Below are 24,984 nucleotides of genomic sequence, written 5' to 3' on the forward strand. Positions count from 1 at the left end.
TACCCGTGCAAAGCGTCGCAATCATTTTGTGTCATTCATTTCCCTGACTTCGATGATCGGGCTCGCCCTTGGCGTGGTCGTGATGATCGTCGTGCTGTCGGTGATGAATGGCTTCGATCATGAGATGCGCACCCGCGTGCTGGGCATGGTGCCCCACGCGACCATTGAATCCACTGAGCCGATCAACGACTGGCAAAGCCTGGCCACCAAGGTCAAGCAGAACCCGCAGGTGACGGCGGTTGCGCCGTTCACCCAGATGCAGGGCCTGCTGACCAATAACGGCCAGGTCTCCAAGGTGTTGCTCAATGCCATTGACCCTGCGCTCGAGCGCAAAGTGTCGATCATCGACAACTTCATGAAGCAGGGCAAACTCGACGATTTGACGCCGGGCAGCTTCGGCATCGTCATCGGCGACAAGGCCGCGACCAAGCTGGGCGTCGGCATCGGTGACAAGGTCACCTTCGTCGCGCCGGAGGTCAGCGTGACCCCGGCCGGGATGTTCCCGCGCATGAAGCGCTTCACTGTGGTGGGCATTTTCCATGTCGGCGCCGGTGAGCTCGACGGCTATCTGGGCGTCACCAACCTGCAGGATCTGGCGAAGATGCACCGCTGGAAGCCTGATCAGGTGCAGGGCATCCGCCTGAAGTTCGACGATCTGTTCCAGGCGCCGCGTGTGGCGTGGAACATCGCCCAGCAACTTGGCGAAGACCATTACTACGCTCGCGACTGGACGCGCACCCACGGCAACCTGTATCAGGCGATCCGCATGGAAAAAGCCATGATCGGCCTGCTGTTGTTGCTGATCGTCGCCGTTGCCGCGTTCAACATCATTTCCACGTTGGTGATGGTGGTGAATGACAAGAAGGGCGACATCGCCATTCTGCGAACCTTGGGCGCAACGCCGGGCACGATCATGCGCACGTTCATGGTGCAAGGCACGGTGATCGGTGTAGTCGGCACGGCGATTGGTGCGGTGGTCGGGATTTTCGCGGCGCTCAATGTCAGCGCGGCGATCTCGGCACTGGAAGGGCTGATCGGCCACAAATTCCTTAATGCTGACGTGTATTTCATTGATTATCTTCCGTCGCAGGTGCAGAGCCAGGACGTGGTCATGGTCTGCGCGGCGGCGTTGGTTCTGAGTTTTCTCGCCACCCTGTATCCCGCCTGGCGTGCCGCGCGCACCCAGCCGGCGGAGGCGCTACGTTATGAGTGAGTCGGGCATGAGTGAACAAGCAATCTTGAGCTGCCGCAACCTGGGCAAATCCTACGAGGAAGGCCCGGAGTCGGTAGAAGTGCTGGCCGGTCTGCAACTGGAGTTGCACCCGGGCGAGCGTGTGGCAATTGTCGGCACCTCGGGTTCGGGCAAAAGTACTTTGCTCAACCTGCTCGGTGGACTGGATACGCCGACCAAGGGCAGCGTCTGGCTCGACGGTGAAGAATTGTCGGCACTGAGCGAGAAGAAGCGTGGCCTGCTGCGTAACCGCGCGCTCGGTTTCGTTTACCAGTTCCACCATTTGCTGCCGGAATTCACCGCGCTGGAAAACGTGTGTATGCCGCTGCTGATCGGCAAGACGCCGATCCCTGAAGCGCGTCAGCGTGCGACCGCTTTGCTGGAGCGCGTCGGCCTCGGCCATCGCCTTGAGCACAAACCCTCGGAACTGTCCGGTGGTGAGCGTCAGCGTGTCGCCATCGCTCGCGCTCTGGTGAACAAGCCAGGCCTGGTGATGCTCGACGAGCCGACCGGCAACCTCGACTCCCACACCGCGCAGGGCATCCAGGATTTGATGCTGGAACTCAGCACCTCGATGCGCACCGCGTTTTTGGTGGTGACTCACGACATGAACCTGGCCCGTCAGATGGATCGCGTACTGCACCTGCAAGAAGGTCGCCTCACGCCTATCTGATTGGCTGAAACCCGACACCTGCAAAGGCGTCGGGTCTTTTATTTTTATACGGTGCCCCAGCGAATGTTCAGACCGTTATCGATCTTTATCGGCACGCGCTATACCCGCGCCAAGCGCCGCAATCGCTTTGTTTCGTTCATTTCGATGACCTCGATGATCGGCCTCGCCCTCGGCGTGCTCGCAATGATCGTGGTGTTGTCGGTGATGAACGGCTTCCAGCGCGAAATGAGCTCGCGCATCCTCGGCATGGTGCCGCACGCGACCATCGTTGGCGTCAAGCCGATTGATGACTGGCAGCCAGTGGCCGCCGCCGCGATGAAAAATCCTGAAGTGACTGCCGCTGTGCCGTTCACCGAAATGGAAGGCATGCTCTCCTATAAAGGCATGATGCAGCCGATCCAGATCAGCGGCGTCGATCCTGCGCAGGAAGGCAAGGTCTCGATCGTTGCCCAGCACATCGTGCAGGGCCGTCTCGATGCGTTGAAACCGGGCGAGTTCGGCGTGGTGATCGGTGAAATCACTGCGCGACGTTTCCGTCTCAACGTCGGCGACAAAATCACCCTGATCGTCCCGGAAGTCAGCACCGCGCCGGGTGGCATCACCCCGCGCATGCAACGGCTGAACGTAGTCGGCGTGTTCAAGGTTGGCGCTGAACTGGACGGCTCGATGGGCCTGATCCATGTCGCCGATGCCGCGACCATGCAGCACTGGGAACCGAATCAGGTACAGAGCGTGCGTCTGGCAGTCAAAGACCTGTACGCGGCGCCGAAAGTCTCCGCAGACATCGCCGCCAGTCTGGGCGCCGAGTTCAAGGCTGACGACTGGACGCACACTCAGGGCAGCCTGTTCAGTGCGATGAAGATGGAAAAAACCATGATCGGCCTGTTGCTGCTGATGATCGTCGCGGTGGCGGCGTTCAACATCATCGCGACGCTGATCATGGTGGTGAACGACAAGGGCGCGGACATCGCGATCCTGCGTACCATCGGCGCGACGCCCCGGCAGATCATGGCGATCTTCATGGTGCAGGGCACGGTGATCGGCATTGTCGGTACGATCATTGGCGGCGTGTTGGGCGTGATTGCGGCGTTGAATGTCAGTCAGATCGTCGGCTGGATTGAGCGAGTCAGTGGGCAGCATATCTTTAGCTCTGACGTGTACTTCGTCAGCAATCTGCCGTCGGAATTGCAGGCGGGGGATGTGCTGTTGATCTGCTCGGCGGGGTTCATCTTGAGCTTCCTGGCGACGGTGTATCCGGCGTGGCGAGCGGCGAAGATCGAACCGGCTCATGCCCTGAGATATTCGTAAACCTTTAGACCGCTTTCGCGAGCAGGCTCGCTCCCACAGGGGGATGCATTCCAACTGTGGGAGCGAGCCTGCTCGCGAAGAGGGTGAACCTGCTAGCCTCCGTCCTTCTTGGGCAACTCAATCATAAACCGCGTCCACCCCGCCTCTGATTCGCAACGAATCTGCCCCCCATGCGCGCGGACGATCGACTGAGTAATCGCCAACCCCAACCCCGCATGCTCACTGCTGCCTTCCTGCCGCGCCGGATCGGCCCGATAAAATCGGTCAAACAGCCGTGGCAACAACTCCGCAGAAATCCCATCCCCAGTGTTTTCAACCGAAACCCGTACAGCACCCGGTAATTCAGCGATCCGCAAACTCACTGAGCCCGCCGCCGGGGTAAACCGCAACGCGTTATCCAGCAAATTCGACAAGGCCCGCCGCAACATATTGCGATCCCCCTCAATCCGCGCATTACCCTCACGCGTCAACGTCACCCCGGCGTCCTCCGCCAGCGGCGCAAAAAACTCCAGCAGCACATCGGTCTCATCCGCCAATTCCAGTGGCTCACGCTTGGGCATCAACAAACCGTGGTCAGCCTTGGCCAGGTACAACATGTCGTTGACCAGTTGCGCCATCCATTGCAGTTCTTCAAGGTTGCTGTGCAGCGCTTCGCGGTAATCCTCGATCGGCCGGGGGCGGGTGAGGGTGACTTGGGTGTGAGTCAGCAGGTTCGACAGCGGCGTGCGCAGTTCGTGGGCGATGTCGGCTGAAAACGCCGAGAGTCGCTGAAACGAATCGTCGAGACGGCCGAGCATGGCGTTGAAACTGTGGGCCATTTCCGCAAGCTCTGGCGGCATTTGCGCTTCCGGCAGTCGGGCATTCAGCGATTGTGCAGAAATCCCACGCGCCACCGCGCTCATGCGCCGTAATGGACGTAAGCCGCTGCGGGCGGCCCACGCGCCGAGCAACGCCGTGGCCAGTGCCGAGAGGCCGACGGTCAGCCAGATCAAATGCTGCATGCGTTGCAGGAAGTGTTGGTGATGGGTGATGTCGAGCAATAGGCTCAAGTGCGGCGAATCGGCTTTGTCCGGGTAGAGCGGGGCATTGAGCACGCGGTAATCGGTGCCGTCAGTGCTGATCGTCGAGAGCCCGATTTGCGGCGGCAAATCCTTGGGGATCTGCGTCGAACTGTCGTACCAGCGTTGGCCGTCAGCACCGGTGATGCGCAGCGACAAATCGGCCTGACGGCTGAGCTCATCCGCCAGTCGCGCTTCCCGCTGAGCCGGCTGAACGTCCTGCAGCGCGCGGCGCAGGCCAATCAGTTTGCCATCCAGTTGTTGCTGGTCGAGCTCAATGAAATGCGCCTCGCTGGCGCGGTTGAACAGCACCCCGGCGAACAGCGAGACCACCGCGGTGCAAGCGGCGAATAACAACGCCAGGCGCGAACTCAGGGACAAACGGCGCATCAGACGCTGCGCTCTTCAAGCACGTAACCCATGCCGCGCACGGTGTGGATCAGTTTGTTGGGGAACTCGTCGTCGATTTTCAGACGCAAACGGCGGATCGCCACTTCGATGACATTGGTGTCGCTGTCGAAATTCATGTCCCAGACCTGCGAGGCGATCAGCGATTTCGGCAACACTTCGCCTTGGCGACGTAAAAGCATTTCCAGCAGGGCAAACTCTTTGGCGGTCAGGTCGATGCGCTGGCCGCTGCGTTCTACACGGCGGCGAATCAGATCCAGACGCAAGTCGGCGAGTTGCAGACTGGTTTCCTGTGGCGTGGCACTGCCACGACGCAACAGACTGCGCACCCGCGCCAGCAACTCGGAGAAGGCGAACGGTTTGACCAGATAATCGTCAGCACCGAGTTCGAGGCCGTGAACCCTGTCCTCCACCGCGTCTTTAGCCGTGAGAAAAAGTACCGGTGTGTCCAGTCCGGCACTGCGCACCGCTTGCAGAATCTGCCAGCCACTGCGACCGGGCAGCATTACGTCGAGGATCAACAGCGCATAATCACCGCTCAATGCCAGTTGCTGACCGCTGTTGCCGTCGGCCACCAGTTCGGTATTAAACCCGGCCTCGGTCAGGCCCTGACGCAGGTATTGGCCGGTTTTCGCTTGGTCTTCGACGATCAACAGTTTCATGGGCGACTCGGGTTATTCGGGGATGATTCAGTGAAGGCTTTATACCGTGAGAGCACGCGTGAGGCGCCAACCTGACAAAGTTGTAATCTGCCTGTCAGGTTGATGCCAGTGCGGGCCGGCTAAAGTTTCCCACAGGCTGAACCTTATCTTGTTGGAGAACGACCATGTTTTTACGCCAATCCCTGGCCTTGTGTTTGTTGGCATTGAGTTCGCCGGTATGGGCGGCTCCCGCGCACACCTACGACTTCGGCCAGCCAGCGCCCGCCGCCAAAGCCACGCGCAGCGTTGAAGTGGTGCTGAACGACATGTCGTTCGACCCCAAGGCGATTCAGGTCAAGGCCGGTGAGACGGTTCGTTTTGTGCTGGTGAATAAAGGCCAGTTGCTGCACGAATTCAACCTCGGTGACGCAGCGATGCATGCCAGACACCAGCAGGAAATGTTGCAGATGCAGCAAAGCGGCATGCTTACGCCTACCGGCATGAAGGAAATGTCCCACGACATGGCGGGCATGGATCACGCCGCGATGGGCCATGGCATGAAGCATGACGACCCGAACAGCGTGCTGGTTGAGCCGGGTAAAACGGCGGAACTGACCTGGACGTTCAGCAAAGCCACGAGCCTGGAATTTGCCTGCAATATTCCGGGGCATTATCAGGCGGGGATGGTGGGTAAGTTGACTGTCAGTCAGTAACCACTCAAAGCCGCGCGCAAAGGCTGGTAGAATCCGCTGATTCTTCAGTCAGGTTTCCGCCATGCATCCCGCAGCCGAACATTCGCCGCTGGGCAAGTCCAGCGAATACATCGCCACTTACACGCCGTCCTTGTTGTTCCCGATTCCGCGCACTGCGAAGTGGGCGGAGCTGGGGCTGACCGCCGAGACCCTGCCTTATAAAGGTGTGGATTTCTGGAACTGCTTTGAGCTGTCGTGGTTGTTGCCGTCGGGCAAACCGGTGGTGGCTATTGCCGAGTTCAGCATTCCGGCGGATTCGCCGAATATCATCGAGTCGAAGTCGTTCAAGCTGTATTTGAACTCGTTGAATCAGACGCCGTTTGCTGACGTCGCCACGCTGGAAGCGACGCTGGTCAAGGATCTCTCGGCCGCTGCCGGGAAACCGGTGGGCGTGCGGGTGCGCAGTTTGAAAGACGTTGAAGCCGAGGGCGTTGTGGCGTTGCCGGGCGTGTGCATCGATGATCTGGATATCAGTGTCAGCAACTATGAGCATCCGCGCCCGGAGTTGCTGCGTTGCGATGAGTCGCGGATCGTCGAGGAGACTGTTTACAGTCATCTGCTTAAATCGAACTGCCCGGTGACCAGTCAGCCGGACTGGGGCTCGGTGGTCGTGGAATATCGCGGCTCGGCGCTGGATCACGCCAGTTTGCTGGAGTACATCGTGAGTTTCCGTCAGCACTCGGACTTTCATGAGCAGTGTGTGGAGCGGATCTTTCTTGATCTGCAGCGACTGTTGAAGCCGGAGAAACTGACGGTGTTTGCGCGGTATGTGCGTCGCGGTGGTCTGGACATCAATCCGTATCGCAGCACTGAAAGCGTACAACTGCCGAACCACCGGCTCGTGCGTCAGTAAAGAATCAAAATGTGTGAGCGGGCTTGCTCGCAAATGCAGTGTGTCAGTCACATATGAATTGGCTGACCTGACGCATTCGCGAGCAAGCCCGCTCCCACATTTGACCGTGTTTCAAAATGAAAAAGCCCTGCCGGTGGTGGCAGGGCTTTTTTATGTATCAGGGGAAATCAGATCCCCATGCTACCCAGCGCATTGACGATATTGCGCAGGGTGCCGGCGATGGCCGGGTGCTCGACTTCGAAGCGCTCGACCGCCAGGTTCACGCCATCGGCGATGCTGGCGTCCTGAGTAGCGTTCTCCAATTGGATTTCAGACTCGATTTGCGCCATCAACACGCGCAGATCTTCACGTTCGGCTTCCGACAGTGGCGGATTCTGCTCCAGTTGCTCGCGCAGGGTTTCGAGCTGTTTTTGCAGTTCTTGGGCCGGCATTGGTGTTTTCCTTTTATCGAGAGGCACTGGCATTGACCGCAGCCGCGCGCCAAAGGTCTGTGGCTGACCTTTAGATTAATCCACTCTCGTTCAAACTGCATGATCCCGATCAGGGCTTTTCGCCTTTGAGGCGGCGCAGGCTGATGTCGGCGAGGCAGGTGTCGAGTTCGCCCAAGTGATCGATCACTGAATGCACGCCAAGCCCGAACAATTGCACCGTCGCTTTGCCCCGCAGTTGTTCGCGCTCTTTTTGCGTCAGTGCTTGCCATTCACTCGGCGCCAGACCGCACAGTGAACCGCAGGAGGCGAGGCCGATCGTCCACAATCCGGCATTCAGCCCGGCTTGCAGCAAACGAGGTTCGCCGCTGACCAGTACGCAGCCATCGAGCCGATCGACGTTGAGTCCCATCAGTGCTTGCCAGCAAGCATTCGGGGCGGGCCATGGATTGTTTGTTGCTGAATGTTGCGAAGCTTTGATCCACTCCGGTAAAGCGGCCGACAGCGGTTTCGCGAGGGCAGGGGGGAGCTCATCGATCCATGCGCAGGGGATTTTACGACGCTGTAGGCTGAGCAGGCTATCGAGTGCGCCGGGAGTTGTTTCAGCGTGCTCCGGATGGCTGCTGCCGAGTTGCTGCGCACGTGCGCCGAAATCCACCAGACAGCCACTGAGCCCGAACAGCACGGCGGTCAGGCTGGGTGTGGCGAGCGGTAAGGTTTCGGCCTGTGACATGGAAGCGTCCCTGAAATAGCGTCAAGGCTAGGGCGCGACAATGACAGTTGGATGACAGGGCTTGCGGAAGGGAATGAAGGAAACTTCCTACATACAGTCTCATGCCAGACTGCCCAAAATGCCGATTGCGCTTATACTAGCGTTCTTACGCGTGGCCTCAGCTGCCCGTGCCAGAATCAAATCCAAGGAGTTTTCTATGCGCTGGAGCAATCCTCTCGCTCAGCTTTGTGTATGCGCCAGTGTCATGCTGGTTCCGTTCGCCGCCAACGCTGCGACGGAAGAAGACCCTTGGGAAAGCGTTAACCGTCCGATCTTCCAGTTCAACGATTTCGTTGATACCTACGCGCTGAAGCCGCTGGCACAGGGTTATCAGTTCGTGACGCCGCAGTTCGTTGAAGACGGCATCCACAACATGTTCCAGAACGTTGGCGACGTCACCAACCTGGCGAACAACATTCTGCAAGCCAAACCGGCTGCCGCTGGCGTTGATACGGCGCGTCTGATCTTCAACACCACTTTCGGTCTGCTCGGTTTCTTCGATGTCGGCACGAAAATGGGCCTGCACCGCAGCGACGAAGATTTCGGCCAGACCCTCGGTTACTGGGGCGTGAGCAGCGGCCCGTACGTGATGCTGCCGTTGATGGGCCCGAGCACCCTGCGTGACGCGCCGTCCAAGTACGTCGACAGCTTCACCGGCATGTATCGCTACATCGACGACGTGCCGGCGCGTAACTCGATCTTCGGTCTGAACATCGTCGACACCCGCGCCAGCCTGCTGTCGAGCGAGAAGCTGATCAGCGGCGACAAGTACACGTTCATCCGCAACGCTTACCTGCAGAACCGCGAGTTCAAAGTTAAAGATGGTCAGGTTGAAGACGATTTTTAATCTCGACCTGTAGAAACAACAAGGCGACCCTCGGGTCGCCTTTTTTGTGTGCGCTTATTTCATCTTCAGAATGGTCAGGCCGAGCTTCTGAGCGCCGCCATCTTGTGCGCTGACCCAGACCACTTCGGTCTCGGCCTCAAGGCCAGTGAGCGCTGCATGGTCGGAGTCGATCCGCACGCTCAAACGGTCGCCGACCGCGAATTGCCTGGGCGCTTCAACCTGCATGCCACTGCTTGAGAGGTCGATGCACACCCCTGAAACCTCATCACCCTCATGAATCAACACGACATCGGCATCGACCCGCATGCGGATGAAATCGCGCTTTTCGCTGTAGTCCCGACCGGTTTGACTCATGCCTTCGTCCTTCCATTGGGTTACGGTTTGAGCTGTTCTTATAACTCCCAGTGATTTGACAAGTAAAGTCGTCAAGCGACCATCGGCGCATGCTTGAAACGCTCTGCGGATGGGAGTACCGTCTGCGCCTTAGAAGGGCACCTCTGAAGTAACCGCGTTTCGGCCAATGCTCGAAAGCGGTGCAACAGAGAGGCTAGAAAGCGAATCCAGTAGTCAGCGCAGGGTTGTTACCTTGCCCACTACGCCAACCTAATTCTGGCGCCGTTTGCCCACATGCCAAAAACCAGTGCCACGCTGCTGATAATCGATGATGACGAAGTAGTGCGCGCGAGCCTCGCGGCCTATTTGGAAGACAGTGGTTTCAGCGTCCTGCAGGCCAGCAACGGCCAACAGGGTCTCAAGGTATTCGAGCAAGAACAGCCCGATTTGGTTATCTGCGATCTGCGTATGCCGCAGATGGGTGGACTCGAATTCATTCGCCAGGTCACCGAGCGTTCGCCGCAGACGCCGATGATCGTGGTATCGGGTGCCGGCGTGATGAACGACGCGGTCGAGGCCTTGCGCCTGGGCGCGGCGGATTACCTGATCAAGCCTCTCGAAGATCTGGCTGTGCTCGAGCACTCTGTGCGCCGGGCCCTCGATCGTTCGCGTCTGCTGCTGGAAAACCAGCGCTACCGCGAGAAGCTGGAAAAGGCCAATCGTGAGCTCGCCGCCAGCCTGAACCTGCTCCAGGAAGACCAGAACGCCGGTCGCCAGGTGCAGATGAACATGCTGCCGGAAAGTCCGTGGAGCATCGACGAGTTCAAGTTTGCCCACCAGATCATCCCGTCGTTGTACCTGTCGGGTGATTTTGTCGACTATTTCCGTGTCGACGAGCGCCGGGTTGCGTTTTACCTGGCGGATGTTTCCGGGCATGGCGCCTCTTCAGCCTTCGTCACGGTGCTGTTGAAGTTCATGACCACGCGCTTGCTGTTCGAATCCAAGCGCAACGGCACATTGCCGGAATTCAAGCCTTCAGAAGTCCTTGGTCATATCAACCGGGGGCTGATCAGTTGTAAGCTGGGCAAACACGTCACAATGGTCGGTGGAGTCATCGACGAGGAGACCGGTTTGTTGACCTATAGCATCGGCGGTCATCTGCCTTTGCCAGTGTTGTACACGCCTGACAGTGTTCGTTATCTCGAAGGGCGCGGTTTGCCGGTGGGCCTCTTTAATGAAGCCACCTATGAAGACCACGTGCTTGAGCTGCCGCCGACGTTCAGCCTGACGCTGATGTCCGATGGCATTCTGGATCTGTTGCCAGAACCCACGCTCAAAGAAAAAGAAGCTGCTTTGCCCCAACGGGTGAAGTCGGCGGGCGGCAGCCTGGATGGTCTGCGGCAAGTGTTTGAATTGGCCACGCTAGGGGAGATGCCGGATGATATCGCCCTGTTGGTGTTGAGCAGGAATCTTTAATGAGTACCGGTAGAATCCAGTTCGCCGAGCAGGACGGCACCTTCGTCCTGAAATTCGTCGGTGAAGTTCGCCTGACCCTGTGTTCGGCGTTGGATGCGACTATTGAGAAAATCTTCACCGCGCTGAATTTCAACGCGATCGTGATCGATTTGACCGAAACCCGCAGCATCGACAGCACCACGCTTGGTTTGCTGGCCAAATTGTCGATCCTGTCGCGGCAAAAGGTCGGCCTGCTGCCGACTGTCGTGACCACCCACGATGACATCACCCGTCTGCTGCAATCGATGGGGTTTGAGCAGGTGTTCAACATCGTCAACCACCCGGTGCCATGCCCGGAGTGCCTGGACGACCTGCCGGATCAGGATCAGTCGGAAGAAGTGGTGCGGATCAAGGTGCTGGAAGCGCACAAAATCCTCATGGGCCTGAACGATTCCAATCGCGAAGCGTTTCATGACCTGGTGAATGCCCTCGAGCGGCATTGATAGTTTGAGCTGAGGGTAGGGCGGCTGGCCCTATCGCGAGCAGGCTCACTCCTACAGGGTTCTTCATTAGCCACATAATCGCGATCACTCCACAGATCCCTTGTAGGAGTGAGCCTGCTCGCGATAGCTTCCGCAAGAACACCGAATATTTCCCAGCCATAAAAAAGGGCGAACCCTCACAGGTTCGCCCTTTTTGCATTTCAAACAATCAAATCACAGCTTGGCCTGCAACAGCGCCTCAAGCTTTTCTTGGTCGCGAGCAAACTGACGGATGCCTTCAGCCAGTTTCTCGGTGGCCATCGCGTCTTCGTTGGACAACCAGCGGAATTGCGCTTCGTTCAGGCTCTGACGGGCTTCACCGGCGTGGCCTGGGGCCAGTTTGCGCTCCAGCTTGCCGTTATCCGCTGCCAGTTTGTCGATCAGATCCGGGCTGATGGTCAGTCGGTCGCAACCGGCCAGTTGTTCGATCTGATTGAGGTTACGGAAGCTCGCGCCCATGACCACGGTCTTGTAGTCATTGGCCTTGTAGTAGTTGTAGATGCGCGTGACCGACTGTACGCCCGGATCATCGGCGCCGGTGTAGTCGTTGCCGTTGGCCTTTTTATACCAGTCGTAGATGCGGCCCACGAACGGCGAAATCAGGAACACGCCGGCGTCGGCGCAGGCTGCGGCCTGAGCGAAGGAGAACAGCAGGGTCAGGTTGGTCTGAATGCCTTCTTTTTCCAGCACTTCAGCAGCGCGGATGCCTTCCCAGGTCGAAGCGATCTTGATCAGTACGCGGTCGCGGCCAATGCCGGCCTTGTCGTACAGCTCGATCAGGCGATGCGCGCGCTTGAGCACGGCGTCTTTGTCGAACGACAGGCGTGCATCCACTTCGGTGGAGATGCGGCCCGGGATCACTTTAAGAATTTCCTGACCTACCGCGACGCCAAAACGGTCGCTGGCCAGGCCGACATCGCCCTTGCAGTCGCTGACGCAAGCGTTCAGCAGCTCGGCGTAGCCGGAAATGGCCGCGGCTTTTAGCAGCAGGGAAGGGTTGGTGGTGGCGTCGACCGGTTTGACTCGGGCGATCGCTTCGAAGTCGCCAGTGTCGGCCACTACGGTGGTGAATTGTTTGAGTTGTTCCAGCTTGGAAGTCATGGGCGTGCTCTATCCTATGGGTCTGATGACATTACCCGAGCGCTGACGGTCACTCAAGGGCGTGGACGTGTATCGATGGCCCCTGCGGCAACAACCTGAAAACGATTGTTTGAAAGGTGGGGCGGGCTATCGATGAATACGATGCCAAAACAGCGCACAGGTTCAAAGCAACCGACCTGCGTACAGATCGGTTGCGCACGGACTACTCAGCGTTCAACAAAGATTCAACCGACAATCGCGCCGGTTTCGGCTGACCGTCAGAGGTCAACAGGCCGAAGTTCTTCTCGCGATCGTTACTGCCGGAATCACTGTTCTTCCATTCATAGATAGACGTCAGCGGGATCTGCAGTTTTTTAACATCGCCAATAAAGGCGTTGATCTTGCTCGCCTGACCATCGGCGCCACCATTAGAGCTGAGCGCTGAGACACCCCACTCACTGATTACCCCCGGCAAATGAAAGTTCTGCTGAATGAATGCCTGCGCGCTGCTGATCTGCGCTGCAGTCATGCCATACGGGTGATATGACACCGCGCTCAGGCATTTCGGGTATTCGCTGACGATGCGGTTCAGCGCCACGGTGGATGCAGAACCGGCGGTCGGCGGCCGCGCGAAGCCATAACCCACCAGTGGCGTCGCCGGCGGCTTGCCTTGCAACGTCTTGCACACCGAACTCATGAACGGCACGAACGTCGTGTCGAAATTGCCCGTCGGCCAGTAGGTCGGCAAATCTGGCTCGTTCCACAGCTCAATCGCCACCAGTTGCGCGCTGTAGGACGTTTCCAGGCTTTTCACGGCATTGGCGAACGCTTCGCCCGCCGTCGTCAGTTCGCTGCCTGACGAGGCAGGCAACGGCTTGATCGCGCGCACCGTCAACAGCACCGGCAACCCCGCCGATCGCGCCGCCGCAAAAGCAGCGCTGACCTGCTGTTGATAGGCCTTGGCGCTCAGGCTGTCGCTCCACACACCGAAGCGCACAAAACTGAACCCGGCGGCTTTGATCTGCGCGGCATCGGCGGCGGTGAAGTTCTGGATCTTCACCTGCACGCCGACGGTCTTGGCGGGGAGGTTAGGGAACAGCTCACTGGCGTGAACCTGACTGGTGGCACCGAGCAGCGCCAACGTCAGCGCGCCAAGTTGTTGCAGAGGTGTCGATTTCATGTCTGCTCTCCCGAAGAGAAGTGACAACTACGAATAATGATCTCTTTTCTCAATTTTCGAGTGAGGTGATGGCACTTAGTGCGCGAATGTTATTTTTTGTCGGAAAACAATCAGCCGAAAATCACAGTTATTTTTAGTCCGCTAATAGTGGTTGGGCGCCTTTAAAACGCTGTGGTACTTAATGCTCCAGTACTAACAGGGCGATTCTATTTCTGAGTGCAGAAAGATCCACAGGGTTCATTGCAATCCTTTGGCATGTTGGCCGTTTGACATTACCCGGGAAAGTAAAACCTTGTTCAGAAAGATCCTTGTTGTGTGCGTGGGCAATATTTGCCGCAGTCCGACGGCAGAACTGTTGCTGCGTAACGCGCTGGCCTCGTCAGCGATCACCGTCACCTCCGCAGGCCTTGCGGCGCGGGTCGGCGAGGGTGTCGAAGCGTCGGCGCGTCAGGTGCTCGAAGATCACGGCCACAGCGCCGAAACGTTCAAGGCTCGGCAACTGACATCTGACATCGTCAATGAATCAGACCTGATTCTGGTCATGGAAAAAAAACACGTTAATCAAGTACTGAAGATTGCCGCGCACGCGAGGGGCAAAGTGTTTCTGCTTGGCAAGTGGCAGAGCGAGCGCGAAATACACGATCCGTATCGTCAAGGTAAAGCCGCTTTTATCCATGCGCATGCATTGATTGAAGATGCAGTTAGTTCATGGGCGCAGCGCCTCGGGCATTGACGAATATTCTTCAGAACAGTGAATGGTAAGAACAGACTTATGCAGTTACCGTCCGTAATCGGCACCCGTGACAATGATCAAGACAGCATTGATCTGCTCGGCATCTTTGGCAGCCTGATCGATCAGAAATGGTTGATTGGCGCGCTCACCGGCGCGTTTATGGTCACCGGCATTGCCTATGCGGTTTTGGCCACGCCGGTGTATTCGGCGAACGCGCTGGTGCAGGTCGAACCGAAAAAGAACGACATGCTCGGTTTCTCCGACCTCAACAGCATGCTCGGCGGCCAATCGCCGTCGGTGACTGAGATCGGCATCATCAAATCCCGCGCAGTGATCGGCAAAACCGTCGACGACCTGCGCCTCGACATCGACGTCAGCCCCAACACCTTTCCGCTCATCGGCGGTTTTCTCGCCCGGCGTTATCGCGGCGAAACCGACACCAGCGTCGCCGCGCCGCGTTTCGGCCTGAACAGCTACGCCTGGGGCGGTGAGCGGCTGGAGTTTGCCCGGCTCAATCTGCCAAAAGAACTGCTCGGCAAAAAACTCACGCTGATCGCTGGCGAACAACATCGTTTCCAGTTGCTCGATGACAACGACAACCTGCTGGCTGAGGGCGCGATGGGCGAAGCCTTTGCGCAGGATGGCGTGGAAGGCTTGATCACTCAATTGCAGGCCAATCCCGGCACGCGTTTCGAAGTGGTGCGCAATCCGCGCATCGTGACGATTCAGGGTTATCAGGATGCGCTGGATATTTCCGAGCAAGGCAAAGAGTCGGGAATCATTCGTCTGGCCCTCGCCAGTGCCGACGCGCCTGAAGCGGTGAAGATTCTCAACAAGATTGCCTCGCTCTACGTCGAGCAAAACGTACGCCGTACCTCGGCGGAAGCGGCGCAGAGTCTGGCCTTCCTGCAAAGCCAGTTGCCGCAGGTCAAACGTGATCTGGCCAAGGCCAGCGATGCCCTCAACGCCTATCAGACCCACGGCAAAACCGTGAACATTTCCCTGGAAACGCAATCGGTGCTCGGTCAGTCCGTCGCGCTGGAAACGCGGATTTCCGAGCTGAAAATGCAGCAGGCGGAGATGGATCGCAAGTTCACCAAACAGCACCCGGCCTACCGCGCGTTGATGAGCCAGATCGGTGAATTGACCCAGCAGCAGAAGTCGCTGGAAGGCAAAGTCCAGGACTTGCCGGCCACCCAGCAAGAACTGCTCAACCTGACCCGCGATGTCGAAGTCGCCTCGCAGATCTACACGCAGTTGCTCAACAAATCCCAGGAGCTGGACATCGTTCGTGCCGGTGCGGTGGGCAACGTGCGTCTGGTCGATACGGCGGACGTCGACCTGACCAGCCCGGTCAAACCGAAGAAAGCCTTGATCGTGTTGATCGCGACATTCTTCGGCGCCTTCGTCGGTGTGGCGTTGGTGCTGCTGCGCAAATCCCTGAGCCGTGGGCTGGAAGGCCCCGAAGCCATCGAGCAACTCGGTTTGCCGGTGTACGCGTCGATTCCCTACAGCGCGCTGCAACAGGAAGAGGACAACAAAAAGGGCCGCGCCCGCGATGGCGTCGACAAACCGGCGTACCTGTTGGCGCTGCGCAATCCGACCGATCTGTCGATCGAGTCGATCCGCAGCCTGCGCACTTGCCTGCACTTCGCCGGGCTCGATTCGACCAACAACCGCATCATGATTTCCGGGCCGAGCCCGCAAGTCGGCAAAACCTTCGTCTCGTCCAACCTCGCCGCAGTCATGGCCTTGAGCGGTCAGCGCGTGGTGCTGATCGATGCCGACATGCGCAAAGGGCATCTGCACAAAACCCTCAACACACCGATCAGCAACGGTTTGTCCGACCTGCTGGTGAAGCGCTGCAGCATCGATCAGGCGATCAACAAAGTTGAAGTCGACAACCTGCATTTCATCAGCCGTGGTCAGGTGCCACCGAATCCTTCCGAGCTGTTGATGCACGCGAACTTCCGCGAATTGCTCGCGCAACTCAGCGAGATGTACGACGTGGTGATCATCGATACGCCGCCGCTGCTGGCGGTGACCGATGCGGCGATTGTCGGCCGTGAAGCGGGCATCAGCCTGATCGTCACGCGCTTCGGGGTGAACCCGGCCAAAGAGATCGAGCTGACCATCCGCCGCTTCGCGCAGAACGGTATCGAGTTGAAAGGCGCGGTGTTCAACGGCGTCGAGAAGCGTGCCGCGAGCTACTACGGCAACGGCGGCTACGGCTATTACAACTACGAATACGCGTCCGACAAATCCTGAGTTTTGGCGATTGTCCTTTCCTGTTTGAAGTGGGTGAGTTGTGAAAAAAATACTGCACGTGGCAGAGACGATCAAAGGTGGCGTCGCAACCGTTATTCGGACGATTTCGGCGTCGCCGGAAGGCGATGCGGCCGACTATGAGTTGGTGTATCTGGTGCCGGAGGATCAGGCCAAAGAACTGCACGGCATCGGCGCGCAACAGATCCGCACCTTCCCGCGTACCGGGCGCAATGTGCCGTCGTTGCTGCGTTTCGCCTGGCGTCTGACGCAAGTGCTGCTCAAGGAAAAACCCGATGTGGTGCATTTGCACAGCACCTTTTCCGGGGTGATTGGCCGCTGCGTCTGCGTGCTGTTGCGTCCGTGGCGCAAGCCGAAAATCGTCTACTGCCCGCACGCGTTTTCGTTCCTGATGGAAAGCTCGCCGATCAAGCAAAAGGTCTATGCGTGGATCGAGCGCGTGCTGCAAAAAGTCACCGACGTGATCATTTGCGTCAGCCAGTACGAGCTCGATAAAGCCGCGCGCTTCGGCATCGAGCGCAAACGCATGAAGCTGATCTACAACGGCATTCATCACAAAGACGACGCGCCGAAAGCCGCGAGCCCCGAGCCGATTCATCTGCTGTTTGTCGGCCGTCTCGATTACCAGAAAGGCTTCGACGTGCTGCTCAAGGCCTTCGCCAACGTGCAGCGCAACGATCTGAAATTGACGGTGGTCGGCAGCGCGGTGAATGAGGATTCAGTCGAGTGTCCGCCGATGGATTCGGTCGAATACCTGCCGTGGGTCACGCCGAGCGAAGTGCAGGCGCTGTACCAGAAAGCCGATGCGCTGATTGTGCCGAGTCGCTGGGAAGGTTTCGCCATGGTGCCGCTGGAAGGCATGGCCATGGGGCTACCGGTGATCGCCAGCAATTGCACCTCGCTGCCGGAACTGGTCACGCACGGCGTGTCGGGCTACGTGTTTCCGTCCGGTGATCACCAGGCGCTGGCCGATGTGCTCGCGCAAATCCAGAAGCCGCGCTTGCTCGATCTCGGCAGCGAAGGGCGCAGCATCGTCCGCGAGCGTTTCAGCGCCGCGTTGATGATTCGCCAGACCTACGACCTGTATCGCGCTCCCACTTTTTAAGTAGAACTCAAGCATATGAACGTAACGATTTTGCATGGCTACAGTGCGTCCAACTCCGGTGACGGCCTGCTCGTCGATCTGGCCATTGCCTTGGTGCAGCGCAACTTTGGCGACGACACCGCGATCAGCGTGGTCGCCTCCGATCCGGATTCTTTCAGCTATCTGCCGCACCCGCGTTTCGACGCGCCGGTCATGGCGGCCAAGGGCCTGGGCCGGGTCAAGCAAGCGGTGTTTCTCAATCAGTCCTACGCCGGGTTGGCGGAGCTGTTGCAGAAAACCGATCTGATCGTCGGCGTTGGCGGCGGCTACATGCGCTCGAAAAGCGCTTTCGAACACATCAAGTTGAAGCTCGGTCACGCCAAGCAACTGGAAACCGCGATCCTCAGCAAAGTGCCGTCGGTGTACCTGCCGCAAAGCATCGGCCCGTTCCATGGCGAGAGCAGCAAAATCGTCGAGCACTACGCCAATGCCGATGCGGTGTTCGTGCGTGACAACCGTTCCTCGGCGATTTTCGACGCTTGCGAAAACGTCTACCGCGCGCCAGATCTGGCGGTGCAGTCGTTGGCGAGCAAGATCCTTCAGCAACCGAAATTCACCCGTTGCGCCGCATCGCCAGCCACGGTGTGCGTAGTGCTGCGCAAACCGCCGGAGTGGAGCAAGGACAAGAAGGTCGCCTACGTCGCCAATCTGAAGCTGCTGCTGCAACGCCTGAAGCAAAAAAGCAAAGTGGTCTGCGCCGTGCAGAGCGCGGTGCGTGGCAACGATGACGGCGCGTTTTATCGCGAACTGGGCATCACTGAAGACCTGCTGTCGTTGAAGGCGACCATCGCCAAATATCAGCCGGATCTGGTGATCTCTGTGCGCCTGCACGGCGCGATCGAATCGCTGCTGTCCGGCGTGCCGGCGTACCACATCAGCTATGAGCGCAAAGGCTTCGGCGCCTATCAGGACATGGGCGTCGAGGACTGGGTGATCAATGGCGGTGACATCGATGTCGACACCATCATCAACACGGTTTACGCGCCAAATGCGCTGTCGAATTTCGGCCAGCGCCTGACCGATACCTGCCGTGAAATCGAAGCGAAAACCGTGGCCATGGACGAGATCATCAAGGGTGTCGTTCGATGATATTTCGGCTACTGCTTCGCGGCGGAGCCTTGGGCGCGAAGTTTTTGCTGGTGTTGGCGATCACCCATTACCTCGGTTATGAGGCGCTGGGTTTTTACGGCGTGGTGGTCGCCGCATCGTTGATCGCCTCGAAGTTTTACAGCGTCGGTTTCAGTTCCGAGATCAATCGCTTGATCAGCGTGGGCGGCAGTTCGCGCCGCGTGGTCGACAAGGTTTTGCTGTTGTACCTGGCGGTGGGACTGGTGCTGTCGGTGGTGACGGTGCTGATTTATTCACTGTTCCAGACCGTTGAAGCGACGGCGACGCTGATCCTCTGCGTAACCCTGGTTTTGCTCACCGAGCACCTGTCGTTCGAGATCAACTCGTTCGTGTTTTCCGCACAAAAAGCCACGGCCGGCGCATTGCTTTTCTTCATCAAGACCGGTCTGTGGGCGGTGTTGGCGGTGGGCGGGATGATGCTCGGCTGGGTGTCGGGGATCGCCAGTGTGTTGTGGTTGTGGGTCGCGGCGAATGTGCTGGTGATTGTCGCCGGATACTTGATTGTGGTGAACGTGCACAAGGGCCGCGAGAGTTCGACGCTGGCAACGGGCGCGGTGTGGAAGGCCGGGTTGCCGTTCTATCTCGGCACCGGTTTGATCGCGCTGAGTCAGTACGCCGAGCGTTTCCTGATTATCGATCTGGAGCCCTACGCCAGCCTCGGCAAATATGTGTACGCGTGGTCGGCGGCGAACACCTTGCAAGCCTTGTCGTACGCGGTGGTGGCGGTGGTCGGCATTCCGGTGTTGGCCAAGCGGTTTCAGGCCGATCAGCAGGCGTTTTCGGTCAAGCAGTTGTTCGTCAACAAATGGGTGATGCGTTCGCTGGTGGTGTCGGCGGCGGTGGCGGTGGCGATTTATCTGTTCTTCAACGTGGTGCTCGATTACGTCGCCACCAGCGTGCCGCGTCCGGACAATGCGATTCTTGGCGTGTTGATTTTTTCCTTCGCTTTGCGGGCGATTGGCGACATCGTCTGGGGCGGTTTGATTGCCTCGAAAAACAGCCGTGTATCGCTTGCCAGCGCGGCGATCTGCCTGCTGGTTTCGGTGCCGGTCAGCTATGTGTTGATCAAGCACTATTCGATTTATGGCGCGGCATGGGGCAATGTTTTCGCGATCATCGTGCAGCTCGGCGTTATTGCCGTTTTGACGCGCGTGACCGCTGCGAAAAAGGCTGCCGTGTCATGGGCCTGAAGCTGCCGTGCATCGAGTTTCGCGGCAAGCGACTCGATTCGTATGTGTCGTTCCTGATTCTGTTTACCGGGTTGTTTTTGTCGGTGGCCATGCCGCTGTTGATTCCTCGCGATCCGGGGCCGGATGCGATGACCTTGTGGTCGTCCTACGCGCGCGCCGACAACTGCAACTTCTGGAATCCGTTCTCGCCGGATCGCTCATCGTACGAGTGTTCGGCGTTCCTGCTGCGTCCCACCGGGATCAACCTGACCAATGCCTGGGCCTACGGCATGTTCTGCAATTTCTTCCTCACGGCGATTCCGGTGGTGGTGTTTCGGCGCATGCCGTTGGCGATCTTCGGCACCCTGTGCCTGTGGGGCATCGTCCGCTCGTTTTTCCTTGAGAATCTGACCAAGGAAATCATCGTGTCGGTGGCGGTGTTGAGCATTTTGCTCAGCTCGCTGACGCGCAAATATCGTGGCGGATTCTTTCTTTCAGCGGTGATCTACGGCGTGCTGATCCGGCCGTACTGGATTCTGTTTTCGCTGTCGTGGGTCGGCGTCTGCGTGATGAAAAAGTACGTATCACGCACGACGTTCTTTCTGATGTTGTTCCTGTTCTACCTGGCGGTGGCCATGGCGATTCAACTGGCGCTGGGCTTCCCGGTGTCGTCGATTCGCGCCAGCAACAACGAACTGCGCACGGCGGGCGAGGAGGGCTCGAAGTCGCTGATCGTCTCGTGGCTCACCGGCAGCGACTTCGTTTCGCAGGCGCTGGACTCGATGATCATCTTCTTCCGTTTGTCGTTCCCGGTGGAGCTGATTCTGCTGTCCGGGCCGGGGCAGGTGATCTTCGTGGCGTTGATGATCATGACCGCGCTGCTGCTGTTCAAAGTCATCACTTCGACCGATTACAAAGGCGCGCCGATCCAGACCAAACCCAAGGAACTGATCGCGATTCCGCTGGCGTTTCTGTTGGTGCAGGGTTTGTTCGAGCCTGACTTCGGCTCTTTCGCCCGGCACTTTTCGATGGTGGTGCCGGTGCTGTTCGTAGGGCTGGGCTTGATGCTGCGGGCGAACAAACCGGTGCAGGTTGAATCAAGAATTCTGAATTGAGGCAGGTGCTTTATGTCGAGCAAGAAAAAGTCCCTGGAGATTGAAACCCTGCGCGGTCTGGCGTGCCTGCTGCTGGTGCTTTACCACGTCATCGGGCCGTTGGGCGGCGGCTTGAAGATCGATATCGGCTCGCCGTTCCGGGTGATCGCCGACTCGATGGTGTACGTGCGCATGCCGCTGTTCACCTTTATTTCCGGGTATATCTATTCGATCTACAAAATCCGTGGCAACGACTTTTCCGCGTTTTTCAGCGGCAAGGTGCGGCGCCTGATCGTGCCGTTGTTTTGTGTCGGTGTGCCGTTTTCGGTGCTGCAAGCGGTGGGACCGGGAGTGAACAAGGACGTCGGCGTGATCGACGCGTTGCTGTCGTTCTGGGTGCCGATCAACCACTTCTGGTTCTTGCAGGCGGTGTTCATCATTTTCATGTTCGTCGGGCTGCTTGAGTGGCGCGGGATGCTGCGTTCGGCGACGCGCTTGTATGGGTTGTTCGCGTTTGCGGCGCTGTTGTTTTTGCTGCCGCCGTTCAAGCTTGATGCGTTCGGGATTGACGGCGCAATTTATTTGTTGCCGTTTTTTGTCGCGGGGATGATTGGCCAGGAGAATGTCGAGGCGTTGAAGCAGAGGTTCGCGATGATCGGGCCGGTGGTGTTTGTGCTGATTTCGCTGACGTTGCTGTATGTGGCGGCGCTGGATCGTGAGCTGATTGTTGATCGCCGTAGCTTGATCGGTTTGACGGTGGGGTGTGTGTCTTGCTTTGCGTTGTTGTCGAGTGGGATTCGCTCGAAGGCGTTGACGTGGTTGGGTGGGTATTCGTATGCGATTTTTCTGTTTCATGTGCTGTTTGCGGCGACGTCGCGGGTGGTGCTGGGGCGGTTGGGTGTGAAGGATGAGAGCCTGCTGGTGTTGGGTGGGTTGAGTGGTGGGTTGCTGGGGCCGGTGGTGTTGTCGATGGTGTTCAGCCGGTTTAATTTCACCTCGGTGTTGTTTCTTGGTGAGCGTGCGGCGGTGAAGAAACCTGTGGCGGTCATTGCCCCGGTGGTGCCGGTTCAGAATAGCTAAGAGCTTCGCGAGCAGGCTCGCTCCCACAGTGGATATCGAGATCTCCTGTAGGAGCTGCGGCACGCTGCGATCTTTTGCTGTTGCTTCTAAAGATCAAAAGATCGCAGCGTGCCGCAGCTCCTACAGGGGGATTTGGGTATGACGCCGATCCAGTGTGGGAGCGGGCTTGCTCGCGAAGGGGCCTTACGGACGGAAGGAAATTTTGCATGTTGGCAGTGAATGACGCTCAACCCGTTGCAGCGTCGGTGGTTGAGGTGGGTGATGCGCGTGAGCGTTTTGCCCAGTGGCGTGAGGGCAAGGCCGGCAAGGTGTTGTCGGTCTCGGTGATCGGCGACAGTTACAGCGCCGGGCAAGATTTCTATCTGAACAAACTGGTGCAGCGCGTGGCCGGGGAAGTAGGTTTTGCCGGGCCCGGCTATATCGGCTTCAACCATGGCGCCGCGCTCGGCGGCACGCATTTCAAATACACCCGCAGCAGTGAAAAATACTTCGGCGGGGACTGGACGGTTTCAGGTCTGGGCCAGGCGAGTCCGGACAGCCGCACGGTGAAGGGCCGGCCAGGTGCATGGCTGCAAGTCGACGCCAGCCCGACACCTGCGATCAACACCGCCGTCACTCAGGCTAAATTGCTTTACCTGGGCAATGGCGAACCTGCCGAGATCCGCTATCGCTGGTCACCCTCAGAAGATTGGCAGCCGATGACGTTGGCAGGTTCTGGCGTTCAGGAAGCAGTACTTTCGGGTATTCCGGCAGCAGCAGACTGGTCATTCAAACTGGAAGTCGTGAAAGGCGCGCCAACCCTGTTTGGACTGTGGATGAGCAACGATCAGAACGGCGTGCGCGTCTCGAAACTCGCAGCGTCCGGCGCTGCATCCGCTGACTTCTATCACAACGATGCGCAATGGCAGACCCAGTGGAAAGCCGCTGTGTCGAAGATCCCTGCCGATGTTTATCTGATCATGCTGGGTGGCAATGATCAGGGGTTTGGCGTGAAACCCGCGCAGTATCTGCAGAACGTTCAAGGTCTGGTGGGCATGCTTCGCGAGATTCAACCGGCGGCGAGCATCAACCTGATCATGCGCCAGGACACCACGCGTTCGAGCGCTTATCCGATGTCGGCGTATGCGCAGGTGCTTGAGCCTTGGGCGCGGGAGCAGGGTTTCGGTTACGCCAATCTGCAATGCGCGTTTGGCCCGGACGTTAAGCGCTACGCTGCTGCGATGATCGGCCCGGACAAGATTCATCCGCTGCCGGCCACGGGCGGGAAGGTGATTGCGGATTACTTTTATGGCTGGATCACTGGCGCCAACAATCGCTGCGACGCCCCAAAATGATCGTTCCCACGCTCTGCGTGGGAATGCATCCTGTGACGCTCTGCGTCATTCGGCGTAGGGACGCGGAGCGTCCCGGGCGGCATTCCCACGCGGAGCGTGGGAACGATCAGCACGCAGAGCGTGGGAACGATCAGGTCAGTCTTGCGTGAAGGCGTCGACTTGTTCGAGCAATTCCGCAAGCTTCTGCGGCATCAACCGTGCATCACAACGGGTTTCCACGTTGATGATGATCGCCGGGTCGTTGCAGCAAATCCGCACGCGGAAGCGCCAGTCGCTGAAGATCACTTTCAGCCCATCACTGTCATCCATCTCCAGCGCCTGCTCGCCATAGCGCTTCTTCAAATGCGCGAGCAGCGGATACGGATCGCGCAGCGGCCGGCGGATATCCCCGGACGCCGGGAACACGCCAATCCGCTCCACCAGCAAAATCGTGCCCAGCCAGGTTTCGTTGGCGCTGGGCAACGGCTGATGGCGTGACAACCAACTCATCACCCCGAGGTTGCCCACCTCGCGTTCAATCTCTACGGAATGTTGTGCAATGTTCATGGTGGCCTGCCTGAAATGAATAGGAGGGAGCCGTCTCAGCGGCCCTTGAGGTAGACGTTTTCGTAGCAGAAATTGGTCGCCTGCAAGTAACCCTCGGCGTCGCCGCAGTCGAAGCGCAGGCCCTTGAATTTGTAGGCCAGCACACAACCGTTCTGCGCCTGTTTCATCAGCGCGTCGGTGATCTGGATTTCGCCGCCCTTGCCCGGTTGGGTGTCGGCGATCAGGTCGAAAATATCCGGCGTGAGGATGTAGCGACCGATGATCGCCAGGTTCGACGGTGCGTCTTGCGGCGCCGGTTTTTCCACCATGTTGTTGACGCGGTAGATGCCGTCGGAAATCAGCTCGCCGGCGATGACGCCGTACTTGTGGGTCTGGTCGGCCGGGACTTCCTGAATCGCGACGATCGAGCAGCGGAATTTCTTGTACAGCTGAATCATCTGCGTCAGCACGCCGTCGCCTTCAAGGTTCAGGCACAAGTCATCGGCCAGTACCACGGCAAACGGCTCGTCGCCAATCAACGGACGGCCGCTGAGGATCGCGTGGCCGAGGCCCTTCATTTCCACCTGACGGGTGTAGGAGAAGGTGCAGGTGTCGATCAGCTCGCGAGTGCCGGCCAGAAACTTCTCTTTTTCGGTGCCGCGAATCTGGTGTTCGAGTTCGTAGCTGATATCGAAATGGTCTTCCAGCGCACGCTTGCCCCGGCCGGTGACAATGGCCATGTGTTGCAGGCCAGCGTCCCGTGCTTCTTCAACGGCGTATTCGATCAACGGCTTGTTGACGATCGGCAGCATCTCTTTCGGCATGGCTTTGGTGGCCGGCAAGAAACGCGTGCCGTAGCCGGCAGCGGGGAACAAACATTTACGAATCATAAAAGTATCCTGGACAGTCATGGAACACAGGCGACGCATG

At 58.4% G+C, this 24,984-nt stretch carries 25 protein-coding genes; 16 read left to right on the forward strand and 9 right to left on the reverse strand.

From position 1 onward, the window contains the following. The 3 genes from ACIP1X_RS02400 to ACIP1X_RS02410 all read left to right on the forward strand — a co-directional run. Positions 1 to 1,213, forward strand: a 1,213-nt coding sequence (locus ACIP1X_RS02400; protein WP_400748991.1) for a lipoprotein-releasing ABC transporter permease subunit, incomplete at its 5' end; no start/stop codon positions are given. Then, positions 1,206 to 1,904, forward strand: coding sequence for a lipoprotein-releasing ABC transporter ATP-binding protein LolD (lolD, locus tag ACIP1X_RS02405; protein ID WP_008087731.1), 699 nt, complete (start codon positions 1,206 to 1,208; stop codon positions 1,902 to 1,904). The genes ACIP1X_RS02400 and lolD, both read left to right, overlap by 8 nt. Before the next feature lie 63 nt (positions 1,905 to 1,967). After that, positions 1,968 to 3,212 carry a lipoprotein-releasing ABC transporter permease subunit gene (locus ACIP1X_RS02410; protein WP_400748994.1) on the forward strand — a complete coding sequence of 415 codons (1,245 nt, stop codon included), beginning with the start codon at positions 1,968 to 1,970 and terminating at the stop codon, positions 3,210 to 3,212. Between the two features lie 92 nt (positions 3,213 to 3,304). Here the strand turns inward: ACIP1X_RS02410 and ACIP1X_RS02415 are convergent, their stop codons facing one another. Beyond that, positions 3,305 to 4,660: a heavy metal sensor histidine kinase gene (locus ACIP1X_RS02415; RefSeq protein ID WP_400748997.1), complete on the reverse strand. Its 1,356-nt coding sequence runs from the start codon at positions 4,658 to 4,660 to the stop codon at positions 3,305 to 3,307. Further along, entirely contained in the window at positions 4,660 to 5,340 is a 681-nt protein-coding gene (locus tag ACIP1X_RS02420) for a heavy metal response regulator transcription factor (RefSeq protein ID WP_159814271.1), read from the reverse strand. The genes ACIP1X_RS02415 and ACIP1X_RS02420 overlap by 1 nt, the downstream gene beginning before the upstream one ends. 164 nt (positions 5,341 to 5,504) lie before the next feature. Between ACIP1X_RS02420 and ACIP1X_RS02425 the strand changes: the two genes are divergently transcribed. Beyond that, positions 5,505 to 6,032, forward strand: a complete 528-nt coding sequence (locus ACIP1X_RS02425) for a cupredoxin family protein (protein WP_282356721.1) — start codon at positions 5,505 to 5,507, stop codon at positions 6,030 to 6,032. 61 nt (positions 6,033 to 6,093) lie between these two features. Then, complete coding sequence (gene queF, locus ACIP1X_RS02430; protein WP_400748999.1) at positions 6,094 to 6,924, forward strand: NADPH-dependent 7-cyano-7-deazaguanine reductase QueF; 831 nt, start codon at positions 6,094 to 6,096, stop codon at positions 6,922 to 6,924. A 167-nt stretch (positions 6,925 to 7,091) separates the two neighbouring features. Here the strand turns inward: queF and ACIP1X_RS02435 are convergent, their stop codons facing one another. Both ACIP1X_RS02435 and ACIP1X_RS02440 read right to left on the reverse strand, forming a co-directional pair. After that, positions 7,092 to 7,355 (reverse strand): DUF4404 family protein, encoded by a 264-nt coding sequence (locus ACIP1X_RS02435; RefSeq protein WP_053122053.1) that lies wholly within the window; start codon positions 7,353 to 7,355, stop codon positions 7,092 to 7,094. Between the two features lie 109 nt (positions 7,356 to 7,464). Further along, positions 7,465 to 8,085, reverse strand: a complete 621-nt coding sequence (locus ACIP1X_RS02440) for an HAD family phosphatase (protein ID WP_400749002.1) — start codon at positions 8,083 to 8,085, stop codon at positions 7,465 to 7,467. A gap of 196 nt (positions 8,086 to 8,281) precedes the next feature. Here ACIP1X_RS02440 and ACIP1X_RS02445 point away from each other — a divergent pair, with 196 nt between their 5' ends. Beyond that, the gene (locus tag ACIP1X_RS02445) at positions 8,282 to 8,971 is read left to right on the forward strand and encodes a VacJ family lipoprotein (protein WP_053122049.1); all 690 of its coding nucleotides are present in this window, start codon (positions 8,282 to 8,284) and stop codon (positions 8,969 to 8,971) included. Positions 8,972 to 9,025: 54 nt separating this feature from the next. On the opposite strand, the gene ACIP1X_RS02450 is transcribed toward ACIP1X_RS02445, so the two are convergent. After that, complete coding sequence (locus ACIP1X_RS02450; protein ID WP_212551157.1) at positions 9,026 to 9,325, reverse strand: PilZ domain-containing protein; 300 nt, start codon at positions 9,323 to 9,325, stop codon at positions 9,026 to 9,028. A gap of 273 nt (positions 9,326 to 9,598) precedes the next feature. Between ACIP1X_RS02450 and rssB the strand changes: the two genes are divergently transcribed. Together rssB and rssC are read left to right on the forward strand one after the other, a co-directional pair. Then, complete coding sequence (gene rssB / locus ACIP1X_RS02455; protein ID WP_053122045.1) at positions 9,599 to 10,780, forward strand: two-component system response regulator RssB; 1,182 nt, start codon at positions 9,599 to 9,601, stop codon at positions 10,778 to 10,780. Continuing rightward, positions 10,780 to 11,262: an anti-sigma factor antagonist RssC gene (gene rssC, locus ACIP1X_RS02460; protein ID WP_042560140.1), complete on the forward strand. Its 483-nt coding sequence runs from the start codon at positions 10,780 to 10,782 to the stop codon at positions 11,260 to 11,262. Before rssB ends, rssC begins: the two co-directional genes overlap by 1 nt. 213 nt (positions 11,263 to 11,475) lie before the next feature. Here rssC and tal read toward each other — a convergent pair whose 3' ends face one another. Beyond that, positions 11,476 to 12,402, reverse strand: coding sequence for a transaldolase (gene tal / locus ACIP1X_RS02465; RefSeq protein WP_053122043.1), 927 nt, complete (start codon positions 12,400 to 12,402; stop codon positions 11,476 to 11,478). Between the two features lie 202 nt (positions 12,403 to 12,604). Beyond that, positions 12,605 to 13,561 carry a glycosyl hydrolase family 5 gene (locus ACIP1X_RS02470; RefSeq protein WP_400749004.1) on the reverse strand — a complete coding sequence of 319 codons (957 nt, stop codon included), beginning with the start codon at positions 13,559 to 13,561 and terminating at the stop codon, positions 12,605 to 12,607. Between the two features lie 292 nt (positions 13,562 to 13,853). On the opposite strand from ACIP1X_RS02470, the gene ACIP1X_RS02475 reads away from it, so the two are divergent. The 8 genes from ACIP1X_RS02475 to ACIP1X_RS02510 all read left to right on the forward strand — a co-directional run bounded on the left by ACIP1X_RS02475 (position 13,854) and on the right by ACIP1X_RS02510 (position 23,529). Beyond that, complete coding sequence (locus tag ACIP1X_RS02475; protein WP_400749007.1) at positions 13,854 to 14,294, forward strand: low molecular weight protein-tyrosine-phosphatase; 441 nt, start codon at positions 13,854 to 13,856, stop codon at positions 14,292 to 14,294. A gap of 39 nt (positions 14,295 to 14,333) precedes the next feature. Beyond that, complete coding sequence (locus tag ACIP1X_RS02480) at positions 14,334 to 16,562, forward strand: polysaccharide biosynthesis tyrosine autokinase (RefSeq protein WP_053122037.1); 2,229 nt, start codon at positions 14,334 to 14,336, stop codon at positions 16,560 to 16,562. Between the two features lie 40 nt (positions 16,563 to 16,602). Further along, positions 16,603 to 17,685: a glycosyltransferase family 4 protein gene (locus ACIP1X_RS02485; protein ID WP_053122031.1), complete on the forward strand. Its 1,083-nt coding sequence runs from the start codon at positions 16,603 to 16,605 to the stop codon at positions 17,683 to 17,685. Between the two features lie 15 nt (positions 17,686 to 17,700). Further along, positions 17,701 to 18,813, forward strand: coding sequence for a polysaccharide pyruvyl transferase family protein (locus ACIP1X_RS02490; RefSeq protein WP_400749010.1), 1,113 nt, complete (start codon positions 17,701 to 17,703; stop codon positions 18,811 to 18,813). Continuing rightward, entirely contained in the window at positions 18,810 to 20,042 is a 1,233-nt protein-coding gene (locus tag ACIP1X_RS02495) for a phosphoribosylaminoimidazole carboxylase (protein ID WP_400749013.1), read from the forward strand. The genes ACIP1X_RS02490 and ACIP1X_RS02495 overlap by 4 nt, the downstream gene beginning before the upstream one ends. Further along, complete coding sequence (locus ACIP1X_RS02500) at positions 20,033 to 21,136, forward strand: hypothetical protein (protein ID WP_053122025.1); 1,104 nt, start codon at positions 20,033 to 20,035, stop codon at positions 21,134 to 21,136. Before ACIP1X_RS02495 ends, ACIP1X_RS02500 begins: the two co-directional genes overlap by 10 nt. Positions 21,137 to 21,148: 12 nt before the next feature. Further along, entirely contained in the window at positions 21,149 to 22,195 is a 1,047-nt protein-coding gene (locus tag ACIP1X_RS02505) for an acyltransferase family protein (RefSeq protein ID WP_400749015.1), read from the forward strand. A 206-nt stretch (positions 22,196 to 22,401) separates the two neighbouring features. Beyond that, positions 22,402 to 23,529, forward strand: coding sequence for a GDSL-type esterase/lipase family protein (locus ACIP1X_RS02510; RefSeq protein WP_400749017.1), 1,128 nt, complete (start codon positions 22,402 to 22,404; stop codon positions 23,527 to 23,529). Positions 23,530 to 23,664: 135 nt separating this feature from the next. Here ACIP1X_RS02510 and ACIP1X_RS02515 read toward each other — a convergent pair whose 3' ends face one another. Both ACIP1X_RS02515 and galU read right to left on the reverse strand, forming a co-directional pair. Then, positions 23,665 to 24,075 carry a mannose-1-phosphate guanylyltransferase gene (locus ACIP1X_RS02515; protein ID WP_053122019.1) on the reverse strand — a complete coding sequence of 137 codons (411 nt, stop codon included), beginning with the start codon at positions 24,073 to 24,075 and terminating at the stop codon, positions 23,665 to 23,667. 35 nt (positions 24,076 to 24,110) lie between these two features. After that, positions 24,111 to 24,944 carry a UTP--glucose-1-phosphate uridylyltransferase GalU gene (gene galU, locus ACIP1X_RS02520; RefSeq protein WP_042560129.1) on the reverse strand — a complete coding sequence of 278 codons (834 nt, stop codon included), beginning with the start codon at positions 24,942 to 24,944 and terminating at the stop codon, positions 24,111 to 24,113. Positions 24,945 to 24,984: the final 40 nt, after the last annotated feature.

This window comes from Pseudomonas sp. NPDC088885, from assembly GCF_044750025.1.
Lineage (GTDB): Bacteria > Pseudomonadota > Gammaproteobacteria > Pseudomonadales > Pseudomonadaceae > Aquipseudomonas > Aquipseudomonas rustica.